Origin of the sequence: Burkholderia sp. Ac-20349, from assembly GCF_017104865.1 — a bacterium.
Lineage (GTDB): Bacteria > Pseudomonadota > Gammaproteobacteria > Burkholderiales > Burkholderiaceae > Burkholderia > Burkholderia aenigmatica.
Genome location: NZ_JAAGPM010000010.1, coordinates 84,008 through 102,243, shown reverse-complemented (window position 1 = coordinate 102,243; position 18,236 = coordinate 84,008). Strand labels below are relative to the sequence as shown.

Here is an 18,236-nt window from a genome sequence, read left to right as displayed (position 1 = left end):
GGCGACGATGAAGCGGATCATCAGGATGACGAGGCACGCAAGTATGGTGGCGGCGGTGCTGCTGCTGGGTGCTTGCGCGTCCAAGGAAAGCGGCTACGGCGTCGGCGCGCAGACCGAACGCGCGGCGCTGATTCATGCGGCTGACCAGAAACAGGCGGTGCCGGATACGCCCGCGATGTATCTCGGTCTGATCCAGCGGATGCAGGCGCAGGGTCTCTATTACGCGTCGCTTGCGCATATCGATGCGTACGACAAGACGTACGGCGTGTCGCCGGACACGATCCTGCTGCGCGCAGACGCACTGCGCATGACCGACCAGCCTGCTGCCGGCGCGGCCGCCTATACGCAGTTGCTCAAGACGCCGCTCGCCGCTCGCGGTTACCGGGGGCTCGGGTTGATCGCCGGTGCGGCCGGCGATTTCGGTCATGCGGTACAGGCCCTGACGCAGGCGACCGAACTCGAGCCGACCGACGCGTCGCTGCTGTCCGATCTCGCCTACGCGAAATTGCGTAGCGGCGATGTGGTCGGCGCGCGGGTGCCGCTGATGAAGGCGGCGGAGCTGGATCAACGCAATCCGAAAATCGTCAGCAACCTCGCGCTGTATTTGCTCGCGGCCGGGCGCACACAGGACGCGCAGCGGCTGATGAACCAGCAGCATCTGTCGGCGGATATTCGCAAGGACATCGTCGGCGATGCCGCAAAAATTACGGCGGCTGCACATGCACAGCAGCGTGCGGTCGCAACGCCACCGGTGGTGTCGCGGCGCACCGCGACCGCGCCGATCACGCCGATGGCAAACAATTTTGGCTATGACCAGACCGTGCCATTGCTGCAACGGTTTGCACAATGAACAGAACAGACAGGCGGGGAACGACATGAATAACAACCATCAGCGGGCTATGCGTGCGGGGCGGATCGCAGTACTGGGCGCGATCATTTGCATGGCAATGGGCACCGCAGTCGTACATGCGCAGCAAGTTACGGCGCCAGCCGCATCCGACGTCGACCGTTCGACCAGGGCATGGCTTTCGATGCAGCGAGACAACCGTGCGGCGGCGCCGGTGCAGCCGATGCTCGGCGATGTCGCGTCGCTCGTTTATCAGCGTTATCTCGATTCGTTCAAGAACAAGATTCCGCAGTCGATGATGAGCACACTCGGCAGTTCGTCCGGCGGCATGTCGGGTAGCGGGCAGAGTGCGCAGTAAGCGAGATGACGATGCGGGCAGATCAAGCATATGGGTCTCGGCGGCGCGGCGCTCGCTCGCCGGGCAAGCGACGTCAACGCGGCTCCATCATGGTCATGGCGGCGATCTGGGTCATGGTCGCGATCGTTGTGCTCGGGGTGATCGACATCGCGAATCTGTATTTGCAGAAGCGGGATCTGCAGCGGATCGCGGACATGGCCGCATTGGCGGCCGTGCAGCCGATGTCGAACGATCCGGTCAGTTGCCTGAACGACGCACAAAACAATGTGACGACGAGTGCCACCATCAACGACAAGGGCTATGCATTTACGTTGATAGCTGCCACGGCGACGGGCAATCCTACCGCGGGAAACGACCAGATTGCCGTCAGCTGCGGAAGTTGGGATTCGTCGAGCGCTTACGTGACGCCGGCGTCGACTGCGGCGAATGCGGCGCAGGTAACGGTGTACCGGCAGGTGAACTACTTCTTCCTGGGGCTGCTGATCCAATTGAGCGGGCGACAGACCTCTGTCTACGCGACGGCTACCGCACGTGCGTCGGCAATCGACACGTTCAGCGTGGGTTCGACGCTTGCGAGCCTGAATACCTCCTCGTCCGCGATACTCGATCCGCTACTCACCGGATTGCTGGGGGCCTCGGCCAACGTCAACGTCGGCCTGGCCAACTACCAGGCGTTGGCCGGAGCAAACGTTACGCTGGGGCAGTTGGCGACGGTGGCGACCCAACTCGGCACGGGGGGCATGTCGGGTCCCGCCAGCATCGGGAAGTTGCTCGGTCTTAATCTGACCGTCTCGGATATCCTGAACCTCACCGCCACGGCGGTGGGCAGCAATACCACGGTGGGCACGGTGCTCTCTGCGCTAAGCAACAGTGTTGGCGCCAATGTCAATATCAACAAGATCTCTTTGGGGAGTCTCCTTCAATACTCGGGCAGCAACGCGGAGGCGGCGGCGAACGCGAGCATCAATGTGCTTCAGTTGCTGCTCACGACAGCGGAGATCGGTGCATACAACAGCGGGCTGACACTGTCGGTCAATTCAACAAGCTGCCCCAGTAGTGCGTTCTGTCCGCTCATTTCAGCGGTGTCGTCGCTGGTTCGAGTCAATAACCTGCAATTGCAGGTGCTGGCGCCACCGTCGATCGGAATAGGCGAAGCCGGACAAGTGAACGGCATATGGCGCACGCAGGCGTCGCAAGCGGAGATCGGGCTCCTCGTCGACGTGCAGGTGCTGTCGGATCCGCCACCGTTGGGACTCCCCGGCCTGTTGACGCTTCAGCTTACAGGGCCACATTTGCCCCTCTACATCATTCTGGGTGGGCCGGGTCGGGCCTGGCTGGCCAGTACGAGTTGCCAGTCGACCCCGGCATCGAGCACCGCGACGTTCGGCGCATTGCCGGGCGTGGCGATGATTTGCGCCGGACAGACTACCGCCGGGAAGTTGAATCTCAATGCCCCGAGCTGTGCGACCAGCAGCGGCACGCTTTCTGTGGCGCAGCTGTCGGGGTCAGGGCTCCTCGCGAATTTTTCGCTTCTGCAACTCAATCTGTCGCTGCCGAACCCCGTAGCATACGTTGGGACCAGCGCCAGCACGCCGATCTACAGTGGGCCGCCATTGCCTTCGACTCCAGGCGCACTGAGCAGCAGTCTGCAGTTGTCGGGGACGGGAATCGTGTATCCGAACAATTCGCAATACTCGTTCTGCAATACCAAGCCGAGTAACGGTGCATGCACGTCGTCCGCATGGTCTCCGGGACCCAATTGGACCACGTCGTCGACAGCGACCAACTCGCTCAATGTGCAGCTGACCAATCTGTTGAACGGCACGGCGATTCAGCTCAACGTGGCAGGGCTGGATCTATCGATCCTGACCCAGATTCTCAAGCCGCTCACGGATCAGCTCATTCCTCTGCTGCTCGGGCTCGTCAACCCGTTGATCAACTTGTTGGTCACACCGTTGCTGACGGCATTAGGATTGCAAATCGGCCAGGTGACCGTGATACAACATGGCCTGACTTGCAATGCCCCGCAAATCGTTCATTGAAAGCATCAACAATGAGAAACACCTCCGCAATCGAAGAGCTCGACCTGTACGTCTGGGAAGGCAAAGCGGACATTGTCGACCGCGTTGCCCGCTGCATGGCGAGCTTCGACGTCGAAGTGATCCGCGCCGACAATGCGGAAATCTCGCCGGAGCGCGCTGCCTTGCGGCCGTCGCTGGCGATCATCAGCGTGACGATGATCGAAACCGGCGCGGCGTTCCTGCGCGACTGGCAGGCCAACATCGGCATGCCGGTCGTCTGGGTCGGCGCGGCGCGCGACCACGACGCGTCGCAGTATCCGCCCGAGTATTCGCATATCCTGCCGCTCGACTTCACCTGCGCCGAACTGCGCGGCATGATCGGCAAGCTCGTCACGCAGCTGCGTGCGCATACGGCTGAAACGTCGCATCCGACCGAACTCGTCGCGCACTCGGAATCGATGCAGGCACTGCTGCACGAAGTCGATACGTTTGCCGACTGCGACACCAACGTGCTGCTGCACGGCGAAACCGGCGTCGGCAAGGAACGCATCGCGCAACTGCTGCACGAAAAGCATTCGCGTTACCGGCACGGCGAATTCGTACCGGTGAACTGCGGCGCGATTCCCGACGGCCTGTTCGAATCGCTGTTCTTCGGTCATGCGAAAGGATCGTTCACGGGCGCGGTTGTTGCGCATAAAGGCTATTTCGAGCAGGCGGGGGGCGGCACGCTGTTCCTCGACGAAGTCGGCGATCTGCCGCTGTACCAGCAGGTCAAGCTGCTGCGCGTGCTCGAGGACGGCGCGGTGCTGCGCGTCGGGGCGGCGACGTCGGTCAAGGTCGATTTCCGCCTGGTCGCGGCGAGCAACAAGAAGCTGCCGCAGCTCGTGAAGGATGGCCTGTTCCGTGCCGATCTCTACTACCGGCTCGCGGTGATCGAGCTGAGCATTCCGTCGCTGGAAGAGCGCGGCGCCGTCGACAAGATCGCGCTGTTCAAGTCGTTCGTCGCGCAGGTCGTCGGCGAGGATCGGCTCGCTCAGTTGTCCGATCTGCCGTACTGGCTGACGGATTCGGTCGCCGACAGCTATTTCCCCGGCAACGTGCGTGAACTGCGCAACCTCGCCGAGCGTGTCGGCGTGACGGTGCGGCAGACGGGCGGGTGGGATGCCGCGCGGTTGCAGCGGCTGATTGCGCACGCGCGCAATTCGGCGCAGCCGGTACCGGCGGAGAGCGCAGCCGAGGTCTTCGTCGACCGCAGCAAGTGGGACATGAACGAGCGCAGCCGCGTCATTGCGGCGCTCGACGCAAACGGTTGGCGGCGTCAGGACACAGCGCAGCAGCTCGGCATCAGCCGCAAGGTATTGTGGGAAAAAATGCGTAAATATCAGATCTTCGACGAGGAGCCCGAGACCCGCGAAAGTGAGTAATTAATGAGATAAAATCGCGCTGAATTATAACGACTCGGGCGGGAATAGAACTTCATGAGCCATAAGACGGGGTTGGGAAGGGCGTGCGTATTGCTCGCCCTGGTGGGGGGCATGCAGGGCGCATACGCGCAAAGTCTGGCAGACAGCGGTTCGCCGGCAGTACAGCAGGCGTCGGCGCCGGTTGCGGCAATTCCGGTGATCGATTCGCAGACGTCGGTGCAGCCGCAGGCGGGTGAATCGACGGGGCCGAGCACGGTCGACGACCTGCAGCGCCAGATCCAGTCGCACACGCTGACGGAAATGCGCACGAGCTATAACGGCAGCTACGGCGCGAGCCTGCTGTTCAACGTCAAGGACGGTGCGTACTTCGTTGCGCTGTTCCAGCAGAAGGCGTTCTGGCGCGTGATCAAGACTTACGACGAAACGCGTGCGGAAGCGATCTATCGCGATTTCTCGCATCAGGCGGAGCGGCTGGCCGTGAACGAACTGCGGGCAGCGAAGCTGGAATCGCAGAAAGCGCAAATGGACAAGCAGATCGAAGTCACGCAGGATCGCGCGCGGCGCCTGCAGGCCGATATCTCGATCGCCCGCCAGCAGCAGGCGGCAGTCGCGGATCGCCAGAAGAGCGTACGCAACGAGACGGCCGCATTGCAGGCGCAGCAGGCCGAGTTGCAGTCGCAACTGCGTGCGTTGCAGCAGCAGGTGCGTTCGTTGCAGCGCGAGGCCGATGCGGGCCTGCCGACGACGGCACACTGAACCCGACGGCGGTGCGGCGACATGCCGCGCCGGCCGCACAAGTAAAAAGGGCAAGCCGGTTGGCTTGCCCTTTTGTTTTACTGGCCGTCCGGCACGATTCGCCGGCGGCGTGTCACGATCACCGGCCCGTTGCCGCCGCGCGAATCCGACGGCGATGCGCTGCCGGATGCGTCGCCGGCGTCGCGTGGCGCGCCGTAGCTTTCGCGCGGTTCACGGGGTTCGCGCGGGGCGCCGTAGCCTTCGCGCGGCTCACGCGAGCCGTAACCTTCGCGCGGTTCGCGCGAGCCATAGCCTTCACGCGGTTCGCGGGAGCCGTAACCGCCGTCGCCGCGCGATTCGCGCGAGCCGCCGTGCGAGCCGTACGGGCTGTGACCGCCGCCTTCACGGCCACCCGGGCGCCCGCCGGTGCGCGGCCCGCGGGGGCCGCTGCCACCCGGGCGCGAGCCGCCCGTGTCGAGCTGGATCGTGGAAATCGCGCGCTTGTAGATGCCTTGCAGACCCACGGGGGTGCGCAGCATCACCAGGTACTGGTCGAACGACTCGATACATCCCGTCAGACGAATGCCGTTGACGAGATAGATTTCAACGCGCTTACGTTCCTTGCGCGCCGAATTGATGAAGTCGTTTTGCGGATGGGATTCTGCGGGATTGGCCATTGAGGTGCGGCAGGAGCCTGCGTCAGAGAATATGTTGTGCGTGTGTGTGGCGTGGTCGTCCACAAGGTGTTTGGCGGGATTCTACCCTGTTCAATCGGGGAGCGCGTAGCCGTGATTGTGTCGAACCGTAACCCACTATAGACGTTCCAGCGCATTTTCGCGATTCGGCCGAACGGCCAATGTCATTTCGTTACGCCGCGTTACGACTCTCGCAGTGCCGTATCACCTTGGTTCGCGCGCCGCGCGTACATTCGGTCGAGCGAGCCGGGCGGGCCGGCATATCAGGGATTCAGAACATGAACAAGAGACGATGGGCAGGGTGGGTCGGGGCCGTGGCGTTGCTGGCTTCCGGCAGTGCGATGGCGGGGCATGTCGACCTGTCGGTCGGCATCGGCGTACCGGTCGCGCCGGTCTATGTCGAACCGGCGCCGGTCTATGTGGCGCCGCAGCCGGCGGTGGTCGCCTATCCGGGCTACGGATACGGCTACTACGGCGATGACGACGACGATCGCTATCGCAAGTGGCGCAAGCACTATTACAAGCAATGGCACCGGCACCACGGCGACGACGATGACGATTGAGCCCGAGGCCGGCCCCGCCGGCGCGCATCAGAACGCGTAGTCGGGGTTTTTCGGGTCGAATGCGGTGTCGTCGAGTGTCGCCGGTGCGATTTTCTCGATGACGATCCGCTCGAAGATCTTGCCGTCGTTGTCATAGGACTCGACGGTCCGGAAATAGGGCGCGTGCAGGTCGAGCCCGAGGACTTCCTTCTTCGCGTAGAACTGCGGCCGGCCGGTCGGCGTTTCGTAGGTGAGCGCGACCACGCGCACGCCGCCGATCGTCCTGGTTTCCACATCGGTCGGCCGCTGCACGCCGGCTTCCACGTATTTCTTCCCTTCGGTCAGGTACAGGTTCGTGATGAACTCGGTGCCCAGATCCGTCACCTGGTGATTCGACTGGGCGCGCGCGAGTGCGCCGTCGAGTGCCGTCCACAGCGGAATCTTGCCGAGCAGGCCGCCGAGGTGACCGTACATCTCGTCCTTGCGCTGCGTCGCGTCGTAGATGGTCTCCTGGCCGGCGTGCGCACCGCCCGGCAGCCATTTCGCATAGACGCGCAGCGGCTCGCGGGTGGTCTTCACGAGCATGTGGTCGGGCGTATCGGACCATTTTCCGCTGATGCGCTCCTGGCGCACCATCGTGAACTGGTATGACGGATAGCCGTTGGGACCCTTACGGATATACAGCGGTACGGCGAGCGGATCGAGTCCCTTGAAGAGCGCCGTGAGCGTCGCGTCATCGAGTTGCGCGAGCGTGCCGCGCTGTGCGGCCGTGCGCAGCCAGCGCGCCTGCTGCGCGACCGGCTCGCGCGTGACTTTCGCGAGATCCGCCGGCAGCGCGACACCCGCTGCCGCGCCCGCGGCGGCGGCCGTTTCCTGTGCATGCAGGCCCGCCTGTCCGAGCGACAACAGGCAGGCGACTGCCACGGCGGCGGCATGCCGCGCGTGGCGCTTCTTTCCTTCGTTCATCGACGGCGTCTCCCGGGGCGATGGATCGTTCAGCCTTGCTTCGCGGCCTTGATTTTGGCGAGTTCCTCGTCGCGCAGCGCGCGGCGCAGGATCTTGCCGACGTTGGTCTGCGGCAGCGCGTCGCGGAACTCGACGAATTTCGGCATCTTGTAGCCGGTCAGGTTCTTGCGGCAATGCGCGAGCACGTCGTCGACCGTCAGCGACGGGTCGCGGCGCACGACGAACACCTTGATCCGTTCGCCTTGTATCTCGTCAGGAATGCCGATCGCCGCGGCTTCGCTGATACCCGGATGCATCACCAGCACTTCCTCGATCTCGTTCGGATACACGTTGAAGCCCGACACGAGGATCATGTCCTTCTTGCGGTCGATCAGGCGGATGAAGCCGCGTTCGTCCATCACGCCGATGTCGCCGGTGCCGAGCCAGCCGTCGGCGTCGATCACCTTGGCCGTCTCGTCGGGGCGCTGCCAGTAGCCGCGCATCACCTGCGGACCGTGCACGCACAGCTCGCCCGGTTCGCCGATGGGCGCCCAGGTGCCGTCCTCGCGGCGAAAGCGCACGAGGGTGGACGGCGCGGGCAGGCCGATCGACCCGCTGAACGCGGCCATGTCGTTCAGGTCCACGGGGTTCATCGTGACGATCGGCGAGCATTCGGTCAGGCCGTAGCCTTCGACGACCGGCCGGCCCGTCACTTGCTGGAAGCGCTCCGCGACCGCGCGCTGCATCGCCATCCCGCCCGCCATCGCGAGCTTCAGCTTCGAGAAATCGCGCTTGCGGAATTCCTCGTTGTCGAGGAACGCGTTGTACAGCGTGTTGATGCCGGTGATGCCGGTGAACGTCTCGTTGCGGATGATCTTCATCACCATCGTCATGTCGCGCGGGTTCGCGATCAGGATGTTGCGCCCGCCGAGCCCCATGAAGATGAATGCGTTCACCGTCAGCGAATAGATGTGATACAGCGGCAGCGGCGTGAGCACGGTTTCGACGTCGCCCGATACCTGGTCGGCGATCCAGGCCTTCGCTTGCAGCAGGTTCGCGATCAGGTTGCCGTGCGTGAGCATCGCGCCTTTCGCGACGCCCGTCGTGCCACCCGTGTATTGCAGGAACGCGAGGTCGTCGCGCGTGATCTTCACGGGTTGCGGCTTGCCGCGTGCACCGAGCGCGAGGGCGGAGCGCAACCGGATGGCCTGCGGCAGGTGGTAGGCCGGCACGAGCTTCTTCACGTGCTTCAGCACGAAATTGATCAGGCGTCCTTTCGCATTGAAGCCGTCGGCGAGCAGGTCGCCGAGCGCGGTGACGACGACGTTCTTCACCTGCGTTTCCGGCAGCGCGTCCTGCAGCGTGCGCGCGAAGTTCTCGAACACGACGATCGTCTGCGCGCCGCTGTCCTTCAGCTGGTGCGCGAGTTCGCGCACGGTGTAGAGCGGATTGACGTTGACGACGATCGCGCCGGCCTTCAGCGTGCCGAACAGCGCGACCGGGTACTGGAACGTGTTCGGCAGCATGATCGCGACGCGGTCGCCGGGCTTGACGCCGAGGCTTTGCAGATACGACGCGAACGCGTCGACTTTCCGCGCGAGCGTGCGGTAGGTCATCGATGCGCCTGCGCTCACATAGGCGACGCGCTCGGCGAAGCGGCTCGTGCATTCGTCGAAGAACTGCACGAGCGATGCATATTGCGTGACGTCGATCTCGTGCGGGACGCCGGGCGGGTATGACGCGTACCAGATACCGTCGGAGTTCGGCGGAACCTGGGCCGCTGCGGGTGCTGCGGAAGATGACATGACATGTCTCCGGTCTGTGCTCTCGGCGACGGCGGGTGCTTCAGCGCCCGCCCGTGCCCCGTGCCGCACGGTCGATCGACGGGAACGTCTCGACGCCCCGCGTGACCGCGCGTTTCAATCAAATCGTGAACAGGAAGTCGCGCGTGGCCTCGCGCGCTCAGTTCGTGGAATGCAGCGTCGCCGTATCGGCGGTGGTCGCGCCCGACTGCGGCAGCCCGAACGCTTCGCTCGCGCCTGCGTCGTCGAGCACGGCCGCGAAGATCGACAGTTGCGCGCTGTCGGGCATCGGCGCTTTCAGCGCGGCGACGATCAGCGACGACAGTCGCGCGATCATCTGCACGTCGTTCATCGTGCGGCCTTGCGAGAACTCGTCGATCAGGCTTTCCGTTTCGGCGCCGGCGAGCGCGCCGGACAGCGCGCCGATCGCGAAGTGCAGGCGCCAGCCGAGCTCCGTGCGCGGCAGGTGCGGCAAGGCCCGCTGGAACGCGTCGAAGAAGCGGCCCGCGACGCTCGCGTAGTGCGCGGTCAGGAAGTTGCGCACGAACGGCGACGGGTCGGTGTATGCACGGCCGATCAGGCGCAGGAACCCGGGCCCGCCGCGCTCGGGATTGCGCGATGCCTTCAGCGCGGGAATGAACATCGCGCCGAGCACGTGCTCGCAGGTGATGTGCGTGCCGAGTTGCGCATCGAAGCGGTCGAGGATGCCGAGGCGTTCCTGGTTGAGCTGGTCGAGCCGGCGCGACAACATCGCGTGAATCAGCGCTTCCTTGCTGCCGAAGTGGTAGTTGACCGCGGCCAGGTTGACCGCCGCGCGCGAGGTGATCTGGCGCATCGACATCGCCTCGAAGCCATGCTCGATGAACAGATCCTCCGCCGCATCGAGGATGCGTGCCTTCGTCCCACCGGTCTGCCGAGTGCCGGATGACCGCGCCCCGGACGGCCGTCCCGCGGATGGCCGTCCTTCCTGACTTACTGCCATGTCCCGCCTCCCATGCCGGTCGCCCGGCCGCGAACTGGTGATTTGTTTGTCTGATTCAAACAGTCGTTTTTATTAAGATAAAAAAGGGCAGGCGGAGCGGGCAAGCGGGGAATCTGGACAAATTCCTCTAGTTCGATGTGCGGATGCGGAAAGTATCGCGCGTGCCCTCGGCAGGGCGGGGCACGCGCGATGGTGCGATGCGGCAATGCGCGGGGTCAGCTGACCGCGCTACGCGTATTGACCGATTGCGTCATGTCGATGCCGCGCCGTTCGCGGCTGAACAGGATCAGCACGGCGATCACGACGGCGACGATGCCGGCCACGAGCGCGAGCGCGAAGCTGTAATTGTTGTTGTTCGACACGGCGAGCGAGGCCTGCATCGTCGCGTTGCCCGACGCGAGCAGGTTGCCGAGCTGGTAGACGACGCCGGGGAAGGTCGCGCGGATCTCGTCGGGCGAGATCTCGTTCAGGTGAACCGGGATCACGCCCCACGCACCCTGCACCGAGATCTGCATCAGGAACGCGCCCGCGGCGAGCGCAACCGGGCCGCTCGAAAATGCCCACAGCGGCAGTACGGGCAGTGCGATCAGCGCAGCGATGAAGATGGCGCGACGCCGGCCGATCCGCTCCGAGATCGCACCGAACGACAGGCCGCCGACGATGGCGCCGATGTTCAGCACGATCGTGATCCACGACACGGTATGCGGATCGAAGTGATGCTGTTCGCGCAGGAACGTCGGATAGAGATCCTGCGTGCCGTGCGAGAAGAAGTTGAACGCGGTCATCAGCACGATCGCGTAGATCGTGAGCTTCCAGTTCTGCCGCATCGTGGTGCCAAGGCTCGGGCGCGGGCGTTTCTCCATCTGCTTCCACGCCGGCGATTCGGGCACGTGTGCGCGCACGTAAAGCACGAGCAGCGCGGGCAGCACGCCGACCATGAACATCCCGCGCCAGCCGATGTACTGGTAGAACAGGCCGAACACGACGGACGCGAGCAGGTAGCCGCTCGGATAGCCGGCCTGCAGCAGCCCCGACACGAAGCCGCGCGCATGGGTTGGCACGGTTTCCATCGTCAGCGCGGAGCCGACGCCCCATTCGCCGCCCATCGCGACACCGAACAGCGCGCGCAACACGAGCAGCGCGGTCAGGCTCGGCGCGAAACCCGACGCGAGTTCGAGCAGCGAATAGCATGCGATGTTGACCATCAGCGTCGGGCGCCGGCCGAAGCGGTCGGCGAGCCGTCCGAAGATCAGCGCGCCGAGCGGGCGCATCGCGAGCGTCAGCGTGAGCGCGAACGCGACGGCGGGGATCGTCGAACCGAATTCGGCGGCGATGTCCTTCAGCACGAAAACCATCAGGAAAAAATCGAACGCATCGAGCGTCCAGCCGAGGTAGGCGGCGATCGTGACGTTGCGTTGTTCGCGGGTCCAGCTCATGTCCGAGGTCTCCTCGTTGGCTTGCGCGCTCACGATGTGCATGCGGATGCCGGCCCGGCTTGCGCGCGGTGCGGGGGCATTGATCGAGTGTAGGCCGCGGCGCCGGGCGATGTAGGGCGCGATAACGTCGAATCGGGAATAATCCCTAGGAAATGAACTGTTTCGGAAATGGAAACGGCGTCGCACGAAACAGGCGACAGGCATCTGTATCATTCCGGCAGGCTGTTTGTAGTTGTTTTGTAATGCGCCCGATGCACATCGTCACCGAATCAGGAGTCCCGATGACCGAACCTTCCGCCGCCACGCTGCCGGTGCTCGAAACGGCCCGGCTGTGGCTGCGTCCGCGCGTGCTGGCCGACCTCGATGCGTGCATCGAGATGGATCGCGATCCCGAGGTCACGCGGCACATCGCGGGCCCGTGGCACGATCCGGTCGAGCATCGACGCTTCGTCACGCACCGGATCACGCGCGACTATCCGCCAGGCCTCGGCTACTGGTCGATCTTCGAGAAGGCCGCGCCCGATGCGTTCATCGGCTGGATCCTGCTGATTCCCGACTATGCCGACGGCGCGCGCGACGTCGAGATCGGCTGGCGGCTGGTGCGTACGACATGGGGGCGCGGCATCGCGAGCGAGGCTGCGTCAGCGGTCGTGCGTCATGCCTTCGACACGGTGCGGCTGCCGCGCGTGATCGCCGATATCGCGGAGGCCAACAGTGGCTCGCTGAATGTCGCGCACAAGCTCGGGATGCGTCGCGTGAGCATCGTGCACGACGGTATTCCTTACATTCGACATCGTCTCGAACGCAACGATCTGCGCGCGTAGCGCGGCGCAGCGCATGCGCAGGAGGGTGTCAGAGATCGTCAACCGGATGCGTATCGAGGTCATGACGTATTAACGGCTCGCGCGATCAGGAGTATCGTTGCCGGAATTTCGCAACATGGGGTACGACCATGGCACTCGGCAATGATGTTCATCTGATTCCCGTCAAGCTTGAAGAACTGCGTCCCACGCAGATGACGGTCGGCTATCGCGAAGTCAAGGCGAAGCGCAAGCACTGGAAGGCGCTCAGCAAGCGTGCGCGCAAGGCCGCGATCGAATCGCACTGGTTCCCGGCCGTGCTCGGCCCGGATGGGCTGCACTACATCACCGATCACCACCATCTCGGCCTCGCGCTGATCGAGGAAGGCGAGGCGCGCGTGAACGCGATGCTGCTGAAGGATCTGTCGTGGCTCGACCACACGATCTTCTGGCGGATGATGGAACACAACCAGTGGGTGCATCCGTTCGGCGCGGACGGCACGCGCCGCGACTACGAGAATCTGCCGAAGGCGCTGACGGGGCTCGTGGACGATCCGTACCGCAGCCTTGCCGGCGAGCTGCGCACGGCGGGCGGCTATGCGAAGGACGCGACGCCGTTCAGCGAATTCCTGTGGGCTGACTACCTGCGCCAGCACGTGTCGCTCGACCAGATCCGCAAGAATTTCGCAAAGGCGCTCGATATCGCACTACATCGCGCGCACGAGCAGGACGCACGCTATCTGCCCGGCTGGTCGGGCGTCATCGCCGTCAAGCCCTGACCGCCTCATGACGACCGCCCCGATCCGTTCCGATGCCGGCCCGCAGCATGCCGACCATTTCGCCGTGCTCGACGCGACTTCGCCGCCACCCAAGCGACGCATCGGCCTCGATGCGCTGGCCGGCCTGTCGATCGCGGGCCTGCTGATACCCGAGGCGGTCGCGTACGCGGGGTTGGCCAACCTGCCGCCGCAGGCCGGTCTCATCGCGTTGCTGTCGGGGCTCGTCGTCTATGCGCTCACCGGCAGCAGCCGCTTCGCGATCGTGTCGTCGACGTCGTCGTCCGCCGCCGTGCTGGCCGCGACGGTGCTCGCGGAGTCGGGGATGGCGCTCGCCGCGCAGCTCGCGCTCGCGGCGGCGCTCGTCGCGATGACGGGCGTGCTGTTCATCCTGGCGGGCGCCGCGCGGCTCGGCGGCATGTCGGATTTCGTCGCGCGGCCGGTGCTGCGCGGCTTCACGTTCGGCCTCGCGGTGACGATCGTCATCAAGCAGTTGCCGAAGATTCTCGCGATTTCCGTGCAGCACAGCGATGCGCCGCATGTCGCGCTCGACCTGATCACCGGCGCGCCGCATGCGAATCTCGCCAGCGTCGCGCTCGGTGCGACCGCACTGGCGTTGCTGTTCACGCTCGGGCGGAGCTCGCGCGTGCCCGCGACGCTCGTCGTGATCGTGCTGTCGATCGCGGCCGGCTATGCGATCGACTGGCAGCGATACGGGATCGCGATCGTTGGCCACATCGATTTCAAGCACATCGAGTTCGGCTTGCCGACCCTCGACCGCAATGCGTGGATGCAGACCATCGAGCTTGCGTTCGCGCTGATGCTGATCCTGTACGCGGAATCGTACGGATCGATCCGCAACTTCGCGCTGAAGCATGGCGACAGCGTGTCGCCGAACCGCGACCTCGTCGCGCTCGGCTGCGCGAATCTGGTGTCGGGCCTGCTGCACGGGATGCCGGTCGGTGCCGGCTATTCGGCGACCTCGGCGAACGAAGCGGCCGGCGCGCAGTCGCGCTTTGCCGGCCTGTGGGCGGCGGGCGTGGTCGCGCTGATCGTCTGGCTGCTGCTGCCGCAGCTCGCGCGCACGCCGGAGCCCGTGCTCGCGGCGATCGTGATCTTCGCGGTCAGCCACTCGCTGCATCCGTCGGTATTCCGGCCGTATTGGGCCTGGCATCGCGACCGGCTCGTCGTGATCGCGGCGCTGCTCGCGGTGCTCGTGCTCGGCGTGTTGCACGGGCTGCTCGCGGCCATCGGCGTGAGCCTGCTGCTGACGCTGCGCAAGCTGTCCGAGCCGAACGTCAGCGTGCTCGGCCGGCTGCGCGACAGTCACGACTTCGTCGACGTGGCGAGCCATGCCGAAGCGAAGCCGGTGCCGGGCGTGCTGATCGTGCGGCCCGAGGCGCAGCTGTTCTTCGCGAATGCGGACCGGATGCTGAACCGCGTGCGTGCGCTGATGAAGACCGCGCCGGACACGCATACGGTGATGCTCAGCCTCGAGGAAACGCCGGATGTCGACGGCACGACGATCGAATCGTTGCGCACATTCGCGGCTGAATGCACGGCGCGCGGGTTGCGCCTTGCGATCGTACGGCTCAAGGTGCACGCGCTGCATGCGTTGCGCCGCGCAGCGGACGAGACGCTGCACGACGACGCGATGTCCGAATTGAGCGTCGACGAGAGCCTGCAGCTGCTGCAGGCCGGGATGCCGCCGAACGGTAGCGGCGGAACGACCGCCGCTTGACGGTGCGGGGGCGGCGCGCCTGCGCGTGTTATTGCGAAACCACGGCGTCGGCGGAGCGATCGATCATGTCGGTCACTTCGGCCGCCGTCGGCGCATAGGCGCCTGCATGCGCACAGGCGACCGCCGCACAGGCGGCTGCGTAGCGCAGATGCTCGGCGGCTGACGCATCGGGCCGCGCAAGCTGGCTCGCGAGCCAGCCCCCGATGCTCGCATCGCCGCAGCCGACGGTATCGGCAACCTCGGTCGGGAACGCGGGCTGGAACAGCACGGTGTCGCGATGCAGGAGCTGCATGCCGGATGCGCCGCGCGTGACGAGCATCGTTGCGTCCGGCGCCCACGTGCGCAGTTGCGCGAGCGCGGCGGCTTCATCGAGTTCGGGAAACAGCCCGTGCAGATCCTCGTCGGACACCTTGATCCAGTCGGCGAGCCCGGCCAGCCGGCGCAGCGTGTCGCGATACGATGGCGCGGCCATCGGCGCACGGAAGTTCGGGTCGAACGAGATCCGCTTGCCGGCCGCCCGCGCAGCTTGCGCAACTTCGATCAGGCGCGACGCGAGCGGCTCGCGCACGACACCGAGCGAACCGACATGCACGATCTCGGCCGCGTCGAGTGCACCGGCGGGCAGGTCCGCCGGATCGAACGCGAGATCGGCGCTGTGCTCGCCGATGAAGAAATAGTTGGGCGGCTGTTTCGACACGACCATCGCAAGCAGCGGCGCACGATCGACCTGCCGGATGAAACGCAGGTCGAGCCCCGCGTCGGCGCTCTTGCGCATCAGCTCGTCGCCGAAGATGTCGCGGCTGACCGTGCCGGCGAAGGCCGTCGGCACGCCGAGCCGCGCACCGACGCGCGCGACGTTCCAGCATGAGCCGCCAGCGACGCTGTGCCAGTGCTGCGCGTCGTCGCGGATGAAATCGGTCAGTGCCTCGCCGAATACGATCAGGCGGGGAAACGTCGTCGTCATGTCGAAACCTTGTGCCGCGACGTTGCGCGCGGCCATGCACGGGGGGAAGTCAGAGGCGGGTGGCGCCGGCCGTCGCGTGCAGCGATGCGGCCGGGCACCGCCCGGTTTTGCGGCGGGGCGGCGCGATCAGCGCGGGGTGCTCCAGCCCTTGTAGCTCTTCACGTTGTCGCGCGTGATGAGCGTCGGTTCGATCAGGATCATCGGGTTGGCCGGCTTCTGGCCGTTCATGATCCCGTAGCCGACGTTGACGGCCTGCTGCGCCATCGCCCACGGATCCTGGCTCGACGACGCCTGCACGAGCGTGTTGGTCTTGAGCGCGACTTCGATGTCGGGCGCGCCGTCCACCGACGTGATTACGATGCCCGGACGGTTCAGCTGTTTCGCGGCGAGATCGCTGCCGATCGCCTGCGGGTCGTTGATCGTGAATACTGCATCGAGCTTCGGAAAGCGCGTCAGGTAGCCCTGCATCGCATTCATCCCGCCTTCGCGCGAGCCTTTGCCGTCCTGGTCGCTCGACAGCACCTTGATGCCGGCATTTTTCGCGAGCACGGTCTTGCAGCCGTTGACGCGATCGATCACGGCGGACACCTGCGGGCCGTTCTCGATGATCACGTTGCCCTTGCCGTTGAGTTTCTTCGCGATGTAATCGCATGCCAGCTCGCCGGCCTTCACGTTGTTGGTCTGCACGGTCGCGTTCGCACCGGCGGCCGCGACGTCGACCGCGACGACCGTGATGCCCGCCGCCTGCGCTTTCTTCACCGCCGGCTCGATCGCCTTCGGGTCGGTTGCGTTGAGCAGGATCATGTCGACGTGCGCGGAGATGAAGTTGTCGATCTGCGTGAACTGCTTGTTCAGGTCATAGTCGGCCGACACGGCCGTGACCTTCGCATTCGGGTTGAGCTGCTTGGCGCGTGCCTCGGCGCCCTTGACGATCGTGACGAAGTACGGGTTGCCGAGCGACCCGACCGTGACGCCGATCGATTTGAGCGGCTTGTCGGCCGCGTGCGCGGCGGAAGTACCGAAGGCGAGTGCGCAGGCAGCGGCGGTCAGGACGGCTTTGTGTTTGAACATGTCGTTGTGTCTCCGAGAAGTGGGCTGGCGAGCGGGCGCAGGGATCGGCCTGCGCCGCAAGGTCGAATGAGCGGGAAGGGGTTCAGGTACGTGCGGAATCGCGCTGGCGGTAGCGGTCGAGCGCGACGGCGCCGATGATCACGAGCCCCTTGATGATGTACTGCCAGATGTCGGATACGCCGAGCAACACGAGGCCGTTCGTCAGCACCGCGATGATCAGCGCGCCGATCAGCGTGCCGACGATCGAGCCGACGCCGCCGACGAAGCTCGTGCCGCCGAGAATCACGGCGGCGATCGCGTCGAGTTCGTACGACTGGCCGAGCTGCAGGCCGTTGGCCGCATAGAGCCGCGCGGCCGACATCACCGCGCCGAGGCCGGCGAGCAGCCCCGACGCCGCGTACACGAACAACTGGATCGCCCGCACGTTGATGCCCGACAGGCGGGCGGCTTCCGGATTGCCGCCGACCGAATAGATGCGCATCCCGAGCACCGTGCGGCGCAGGATGAACCACGAGATCGCGATCACCGCGCACGCGATCACGACGAGCCACGGCACACCGAGGATCGTGCCGTTGCCGATGAACGCGAACGGCAACTGCGGATTGAACACGGTCGTGTCGTTGCCGATCAGGCGTGCGACACCGCGCACGGCCGTCATCGCGCCGAGCGTGACGATGAACGGCGGCAGGCGCAGGAACGAGATCAGGCCGCCGTTGATCGCGCCCAACACGAGGCCGACAACGAGCGCGAACGGCACGCCGAGCCAGCCCCAGCCCGGGATGGTCGACGCGAGCAGCGCCGCGACGGCCGCGGCGGCGAGCACCGAGCCGACCGACAGGTCGATGCCGCCCGTCAGGATCACGAAGGTCATGCCGGCGGCGAGCACGATGTTGATCGATGCCTGCTGCGTGACGATCGACAGGTTCTGCAGCGTGAAGAAGCCGTCGGTCAGGAAGCCGAAGCCGATGCACAGAACCAGCAGCACCGGCAGCATGCCGGCGGTGCGGATCAGCGATTGCATGCGGGCACGGTGATCGGTGCCGCGCAACAGCGGCGTACGGTTGCCCACCGGCTGGGCCGTCGCGGAAGCGAGGTTC

At 65.3% G+C, this 18,236-nt stretch carries 16 protein-coding genes and 1 pseudogene; 9 read left to right on the top strand and 8 right to left on the bottom strand.

Annotation, left to right across the window (positions count from 1 at the left end; genetic code table 11):
* The first annotated feature begins 7 nt into the window (after nucleotides 1-7).
* The 5 genes from G3N61_RS05895 to G3N61_RS05875 are packed head-to-tail and all read left to right on the top strand — an operon-like array spanning nucleotide 8 to nucleotide 5,406.
* The gene (locus G3N61_RS05895) at nucleotides 8-850 is read left to right on the top strand and encodes a pilus assembly protein (protein WP_043182613.1); all 843 of its coding nucleotides are present in this window, start codon (nucleotides 8-10) and stop codon (nucleotides 848-850) included.
* A gap of 25 nt (nucleotides 851-875) precedes the next feature.
* On the top strand, nucleotides 876-1,205 hold the full coding sequence (locus tag G3N61_RS05890; protein ID WP_043182615.1) for a DUF3613 domain-containing protein: 330 nt from the start codon (nucleotides 876-878) through the stop codon (nucleotides 1,203-1,205).
* A 5-nt stretch (nucleotides 1,206-1,210) separates the two neighbouring features.
* Nucleotides 1,211-3,247 (top strand): pilus assembly protein TadG-related protein, encoded by a 2,037-nt coding sequence (locus tag G3N61_RS05885; RefSeq protein WP_346778551.1) that lies wholly within the window; start codon nucleotides 1,211-1,213, stop codon nucleotides 3,245-3,247.
* 11 nt (nucleotides 3,248-3,258) lie between these two features.
* The gene (locus tag G3N61_RS05880; RefSeq protein WP_205821836.1) at nucleotides 3,259-4,650 is read left to right on the top strand and encodes a sigma-54 dependent transcriptional regulator; all 1,392 of its coding nucleotides are present in this window, start codon (nucleotides 3,259-3,261) and stop codon (nucleotides 4,648-4,650) included.
* 54 nt (nucleotides 4,651-4,704) lie between these two features.
* Nucleotides 4,705-5,406 (top strand): DUF2968 domain-containing protein, encoded by a 702-nt coding sequence (locus tag G3N61_RS05875; protein ID WP_043182618.1) that lies wholly within the window; start codon nucleotides 4,705-4,707, stop codon nucleotides 5,404-5,406.
* A 77-nt stretch (nucleotides 5,407-5,483) separates the two neighbouring features.
* On the opposite strand, the gene hfq is transcribed toward G3N61_RS05875, so the two are convergent.
* Nucleotides 5,484-6,062: an RNA chaperone Hfq gene (hfq, locus tag G3N61_RS05870; RefSeq protein WP_089450387.1), complete on the bottom strand. Its 579-nt coding sequence runs from the start codon at nucleotides 6,060-6,062 to the stop codon at nucleotides 5,484-5,486.
* A gap of 296 nt (nucleotides 6,063-6,358) precedes the next feature.
* On the opposite strand from hfq, the gene G3N61_RS05865 reads away from it, so the two are divergent.
* The gene (locus G3N61_RS05865; protein ID WP_043182620.1) at nucleotides 6,359-6,643 is read left to right on the top strand and encodes a PXPV repeat protein; all 285 of its coding nucleotides are present in this window, start codon (nucleotides 6,359-6,361) and stop codon (nucleotides 6,641-6,643) included.
* Nucleotides 6,644-6,670: 27 nt separating this feature from the next.
* Here G3N61_RS05865 and G3N61_RS05860 read toward each other — a convergent pair whose 3' ends face one another.
* The 4 genes from G3N61_RS05860 to G3N61_RS05845 form a co-directional block, all read right to left on the bottom strand.
* Nucleotides 6,671-7,588 (bottom strand): DUF1571 domain-containing protein, encoded by a 918-nt coding sequence (locus G3N61_RS05860; RefSeq protein ID WP_205821835.1) that lies wholly within the window; start codon nucleotides 7,586-7,588, stop codon nucleotides 6,671-6,673.
* A gap of 29 nt (nucleotides 7,589-7,617) precedes the next feature.
* Nucleotides 7,618-9,372 carry an AMP-binding protein gene (locus G3N61_RS05855; protein WP_205821834.1) on the bottom strand — a complete coding sequence of 585 codons (1,755 nt, stop codon included), beginning with the start codon at nucleotides 9,370-9,372 and terminating at the stop codon, nucleotides 7,618-7,620.
* 157 nt (nucleotides 9,373-9,529) lie between these two features.
* On the bottom strand, nucleotides 9,530-10,351 hold the full coding sequence (locus G3N61_RS05850; protein ID WP_043182625.1) for a TetR/AcrR family transcriptional regulator: 822 nt from the start codon (nucleotides 10,349-10,351) through the stop codon (nucleotides 9,530-9,532).
* A 215-nt stretch (nucleotides 10,352-10,566) separates the two neighbouring features.
* Nucleotides 10,567-11,787 carry an MFS transporter gene (locus tag G3N61_RS05845; protein WP_043183148.1) on the bottom strand — a complete coding sequence of 407 codons (1,221 nt, stop codon included), beginning with the start codon at nucleotides 11,785-11,787 and terminating at the stop codon, nucleotides 10,567-10,569.
* Nucleotides 11,788-12,068: 281 nt separating this feature from the next.
* Here G3N61_RS05845 and G3N61_RS05840 point away from each other — a divergent pair, with 281 nt between their 5' ends.
* From G3N61_RS05840 to G3N61_RS05830, 3 genes are all read left to right on the top strand, one after another.
* Nucleotides 12,069-12,611, top strand: coding sequence for a GNAT family N-acetyltransferase (locus tag G3N61_RS05840; RefSeq protein WP_205821833.1), 543 nt, complete (start codon nucleotides 12,069-12,071; stop codon nucleotides 12,609-12,611).
* Between the two features lie 128 nt (nucleotides 12,612-12,739).
* A complete protein-coding gene (locus G3N61_RS05835; protein WP_043182629.1) occupies nucleotides 12,740-13,366 on the top strand; it encodes a ParB-like protein in 627 nt (208 codons plus the stop codon).
* A gap of 7 nt (nucleotides 13,367-13,373) precedes the next feature.
* Nucleotides 13,374-15,104 (top strand): SulP family inorganic anion transporter, encoded by a 1,731-nt coding sequence (locus tag G3N61_RS05830; protein ID WP_089450391.1) that lies wholly within the window; start codon nucleotides 13,374-13,376, stop codon nucleotides 15,102-15,104.
* A gap of 28 nt (nucleotides 15,105-15,132) precedes the next feature.
* On the opposite strand, the gene G3N61_RS05825 is transcribed toward G3N61_RS05830, so the two are convergent.
* The 3 genes and pseudogenes from G3N61_RS05825 to G3N61_RS05815 form a co-directional block, all read right to left on the bottom strand.
* Nucleotides 15,133-16,068, bottom strand: a complete 936-nt coding sequence (locus tag G3N61_RS05825; protein WP_205821832.1) for a carbohydrate kinase — start codon at nucleotides 16,066-16,068, stop codon at nucleotides 15,133-15,135.
* Nucleotides 16,069-16,194: 126 nt separating this feature from the next.
* Nucleotides 16,195-17,139: an ABC transporter substrate-binding protein gene (locus G3N61_RS05820; RefSeq protein WP_089450392.1), complete on the bottom strand. Its 945-nt coding sequence runs from the start codon at nucleotides 17,137-17,139 to the stop codon at nucleotides 16,195-16,197.
* Nucleotides 17,140-17,221: 82 nt separating this feature from the next.
* A pseudogene (locus G3N61_RS05815) lies at nucleotides 17,222-18,175 on the bottom strand (ribose ABC transporter permease); the annotation flags it as partial.
* Nucleotides 18,176-18,236: the final 61 nt, after the last annotated feature.

What these genes read in the sequence shown, in the direction of transcription:
- G3N61_RS05895 (WP_043182613.1), top strand. Translation starts at nt 8, where the DNA reads ATGAAGCGGATCATCAGGATGACGAGGCACGCAAGTATGGTGGCGGCG.
- G3N61_RS05890 (WP_043182615.1), top strand. Translation starts at nt 876, where the DNA reads ATGAATAACAACCATCAGCGGGCTATGCGTGCGGGGCGGATCGCAGTA.
- G3N61_RS05885 (WP_346778551.1), top strand. Translation starts at nt 1,211, where the DNA reads ATGACGATGCGGGCAGATCAAGCATATGGGTCTCGGCGGCGCGGCGCT.
- G3N61_RS05880 (WP_205821836.1), top strand. Translation starts at nt 3,259, where the DNA reads ATGAGAAACACCTCCGCAATCGAAGAGCTCGACCTGTACGTCTGGGAA.
- G3N61_RS05875 (WP_043182618.1), top strand. Translation starts at nt 4,705, where the DNA reads ATGAGCCATAAGACGGGGTTGGGAAGGGCGTGCGTATTGCTCGCCCTG.
- hfq (WP_089450387.1), bottom strand. Translation starts at nt 6,062, where the DNA reads ATGGCCAATCCCGCAGAATCCCATCCGCAAAACGACTTCATCAATTCG.
- G3N61_RS05865 (WP_043182620.1), top strand. Translation starts at nt 6,359, where the DNA reads ATGAACAAGAGACGATGGGCAGGGTGGGTCGGGGCCGTGGCGTTGCTG.
- G3N61_RS05860 (WP_205821835.1), bottom strand. Translation starts at nt 7,588, where the DNA reads ATGAACGAAGGAAAGAAGCGCCACGCGCGGCATGCCGCCGCCGTGGCA.
- G3N61_RS05855 (WP_205821834.1), bottom strand. Translation starts at nt 9,372, where the DNA reads ATGTCATCTTCCGCAGCACCCGCAGCGGCCCAGGTTCCGCCGAACTCC.
- G3N61_RS05850 (WP_043182625.1), bottom strand. Translation starts at nt 10,351, where the DNA reads ATGGCAGTAAGTCAGGAAGGACGGCCATCCGCGGGACGGCCGTCCGGG.
- G3N61_RS05845 (WP_043183148.1), bottom strand. Translation starts at nt 11,787, where the DNA reads ATGAGCTGGACCCGCGAACAACGCAACGTCACGATCGCCGCCTACCTC.
- G3N61_RS05840 (WP_205821833.1), top strand. Translation starts at nt 12,069, where the DNA reads ATGACCGAACCTTCCGCCGCCACGCTGCCGGTGCTCGAAACGGCCCGG.
- G3N61_RS05835 (WP_043182629.1), top strand. Translation starts at nt 12,740, where the DNA reads ATGGCACTCGGCAATGATGTTCATCTGATTCCCGTCAAGCTTGAAGAA.
- G3N61_RS05830 (WP_089450391.1), top strand. Translation starts at nt 13,374, where the DNA reads ATGACGACCGCCCCGATCCGTTCCGATGCCGGCCCGCAGCATGCCGAC.
- G3N61_RS05825 (WP_205821832.1), bottom strand. Translation starts at nt 16,068, where the DNA reads ATGACGACGACGTTTCCCCGCCTGATCGTATTCGGCGAGGCACTGACC.
- G3N61_RS05820 (WP_089450392.1), bottom strand. Translation starts at nt 17,139, where the DNA reads ATGTTCAAACACAAAGCCGTCCTGACCGCCGCTGCCTGCGCACTCGCC.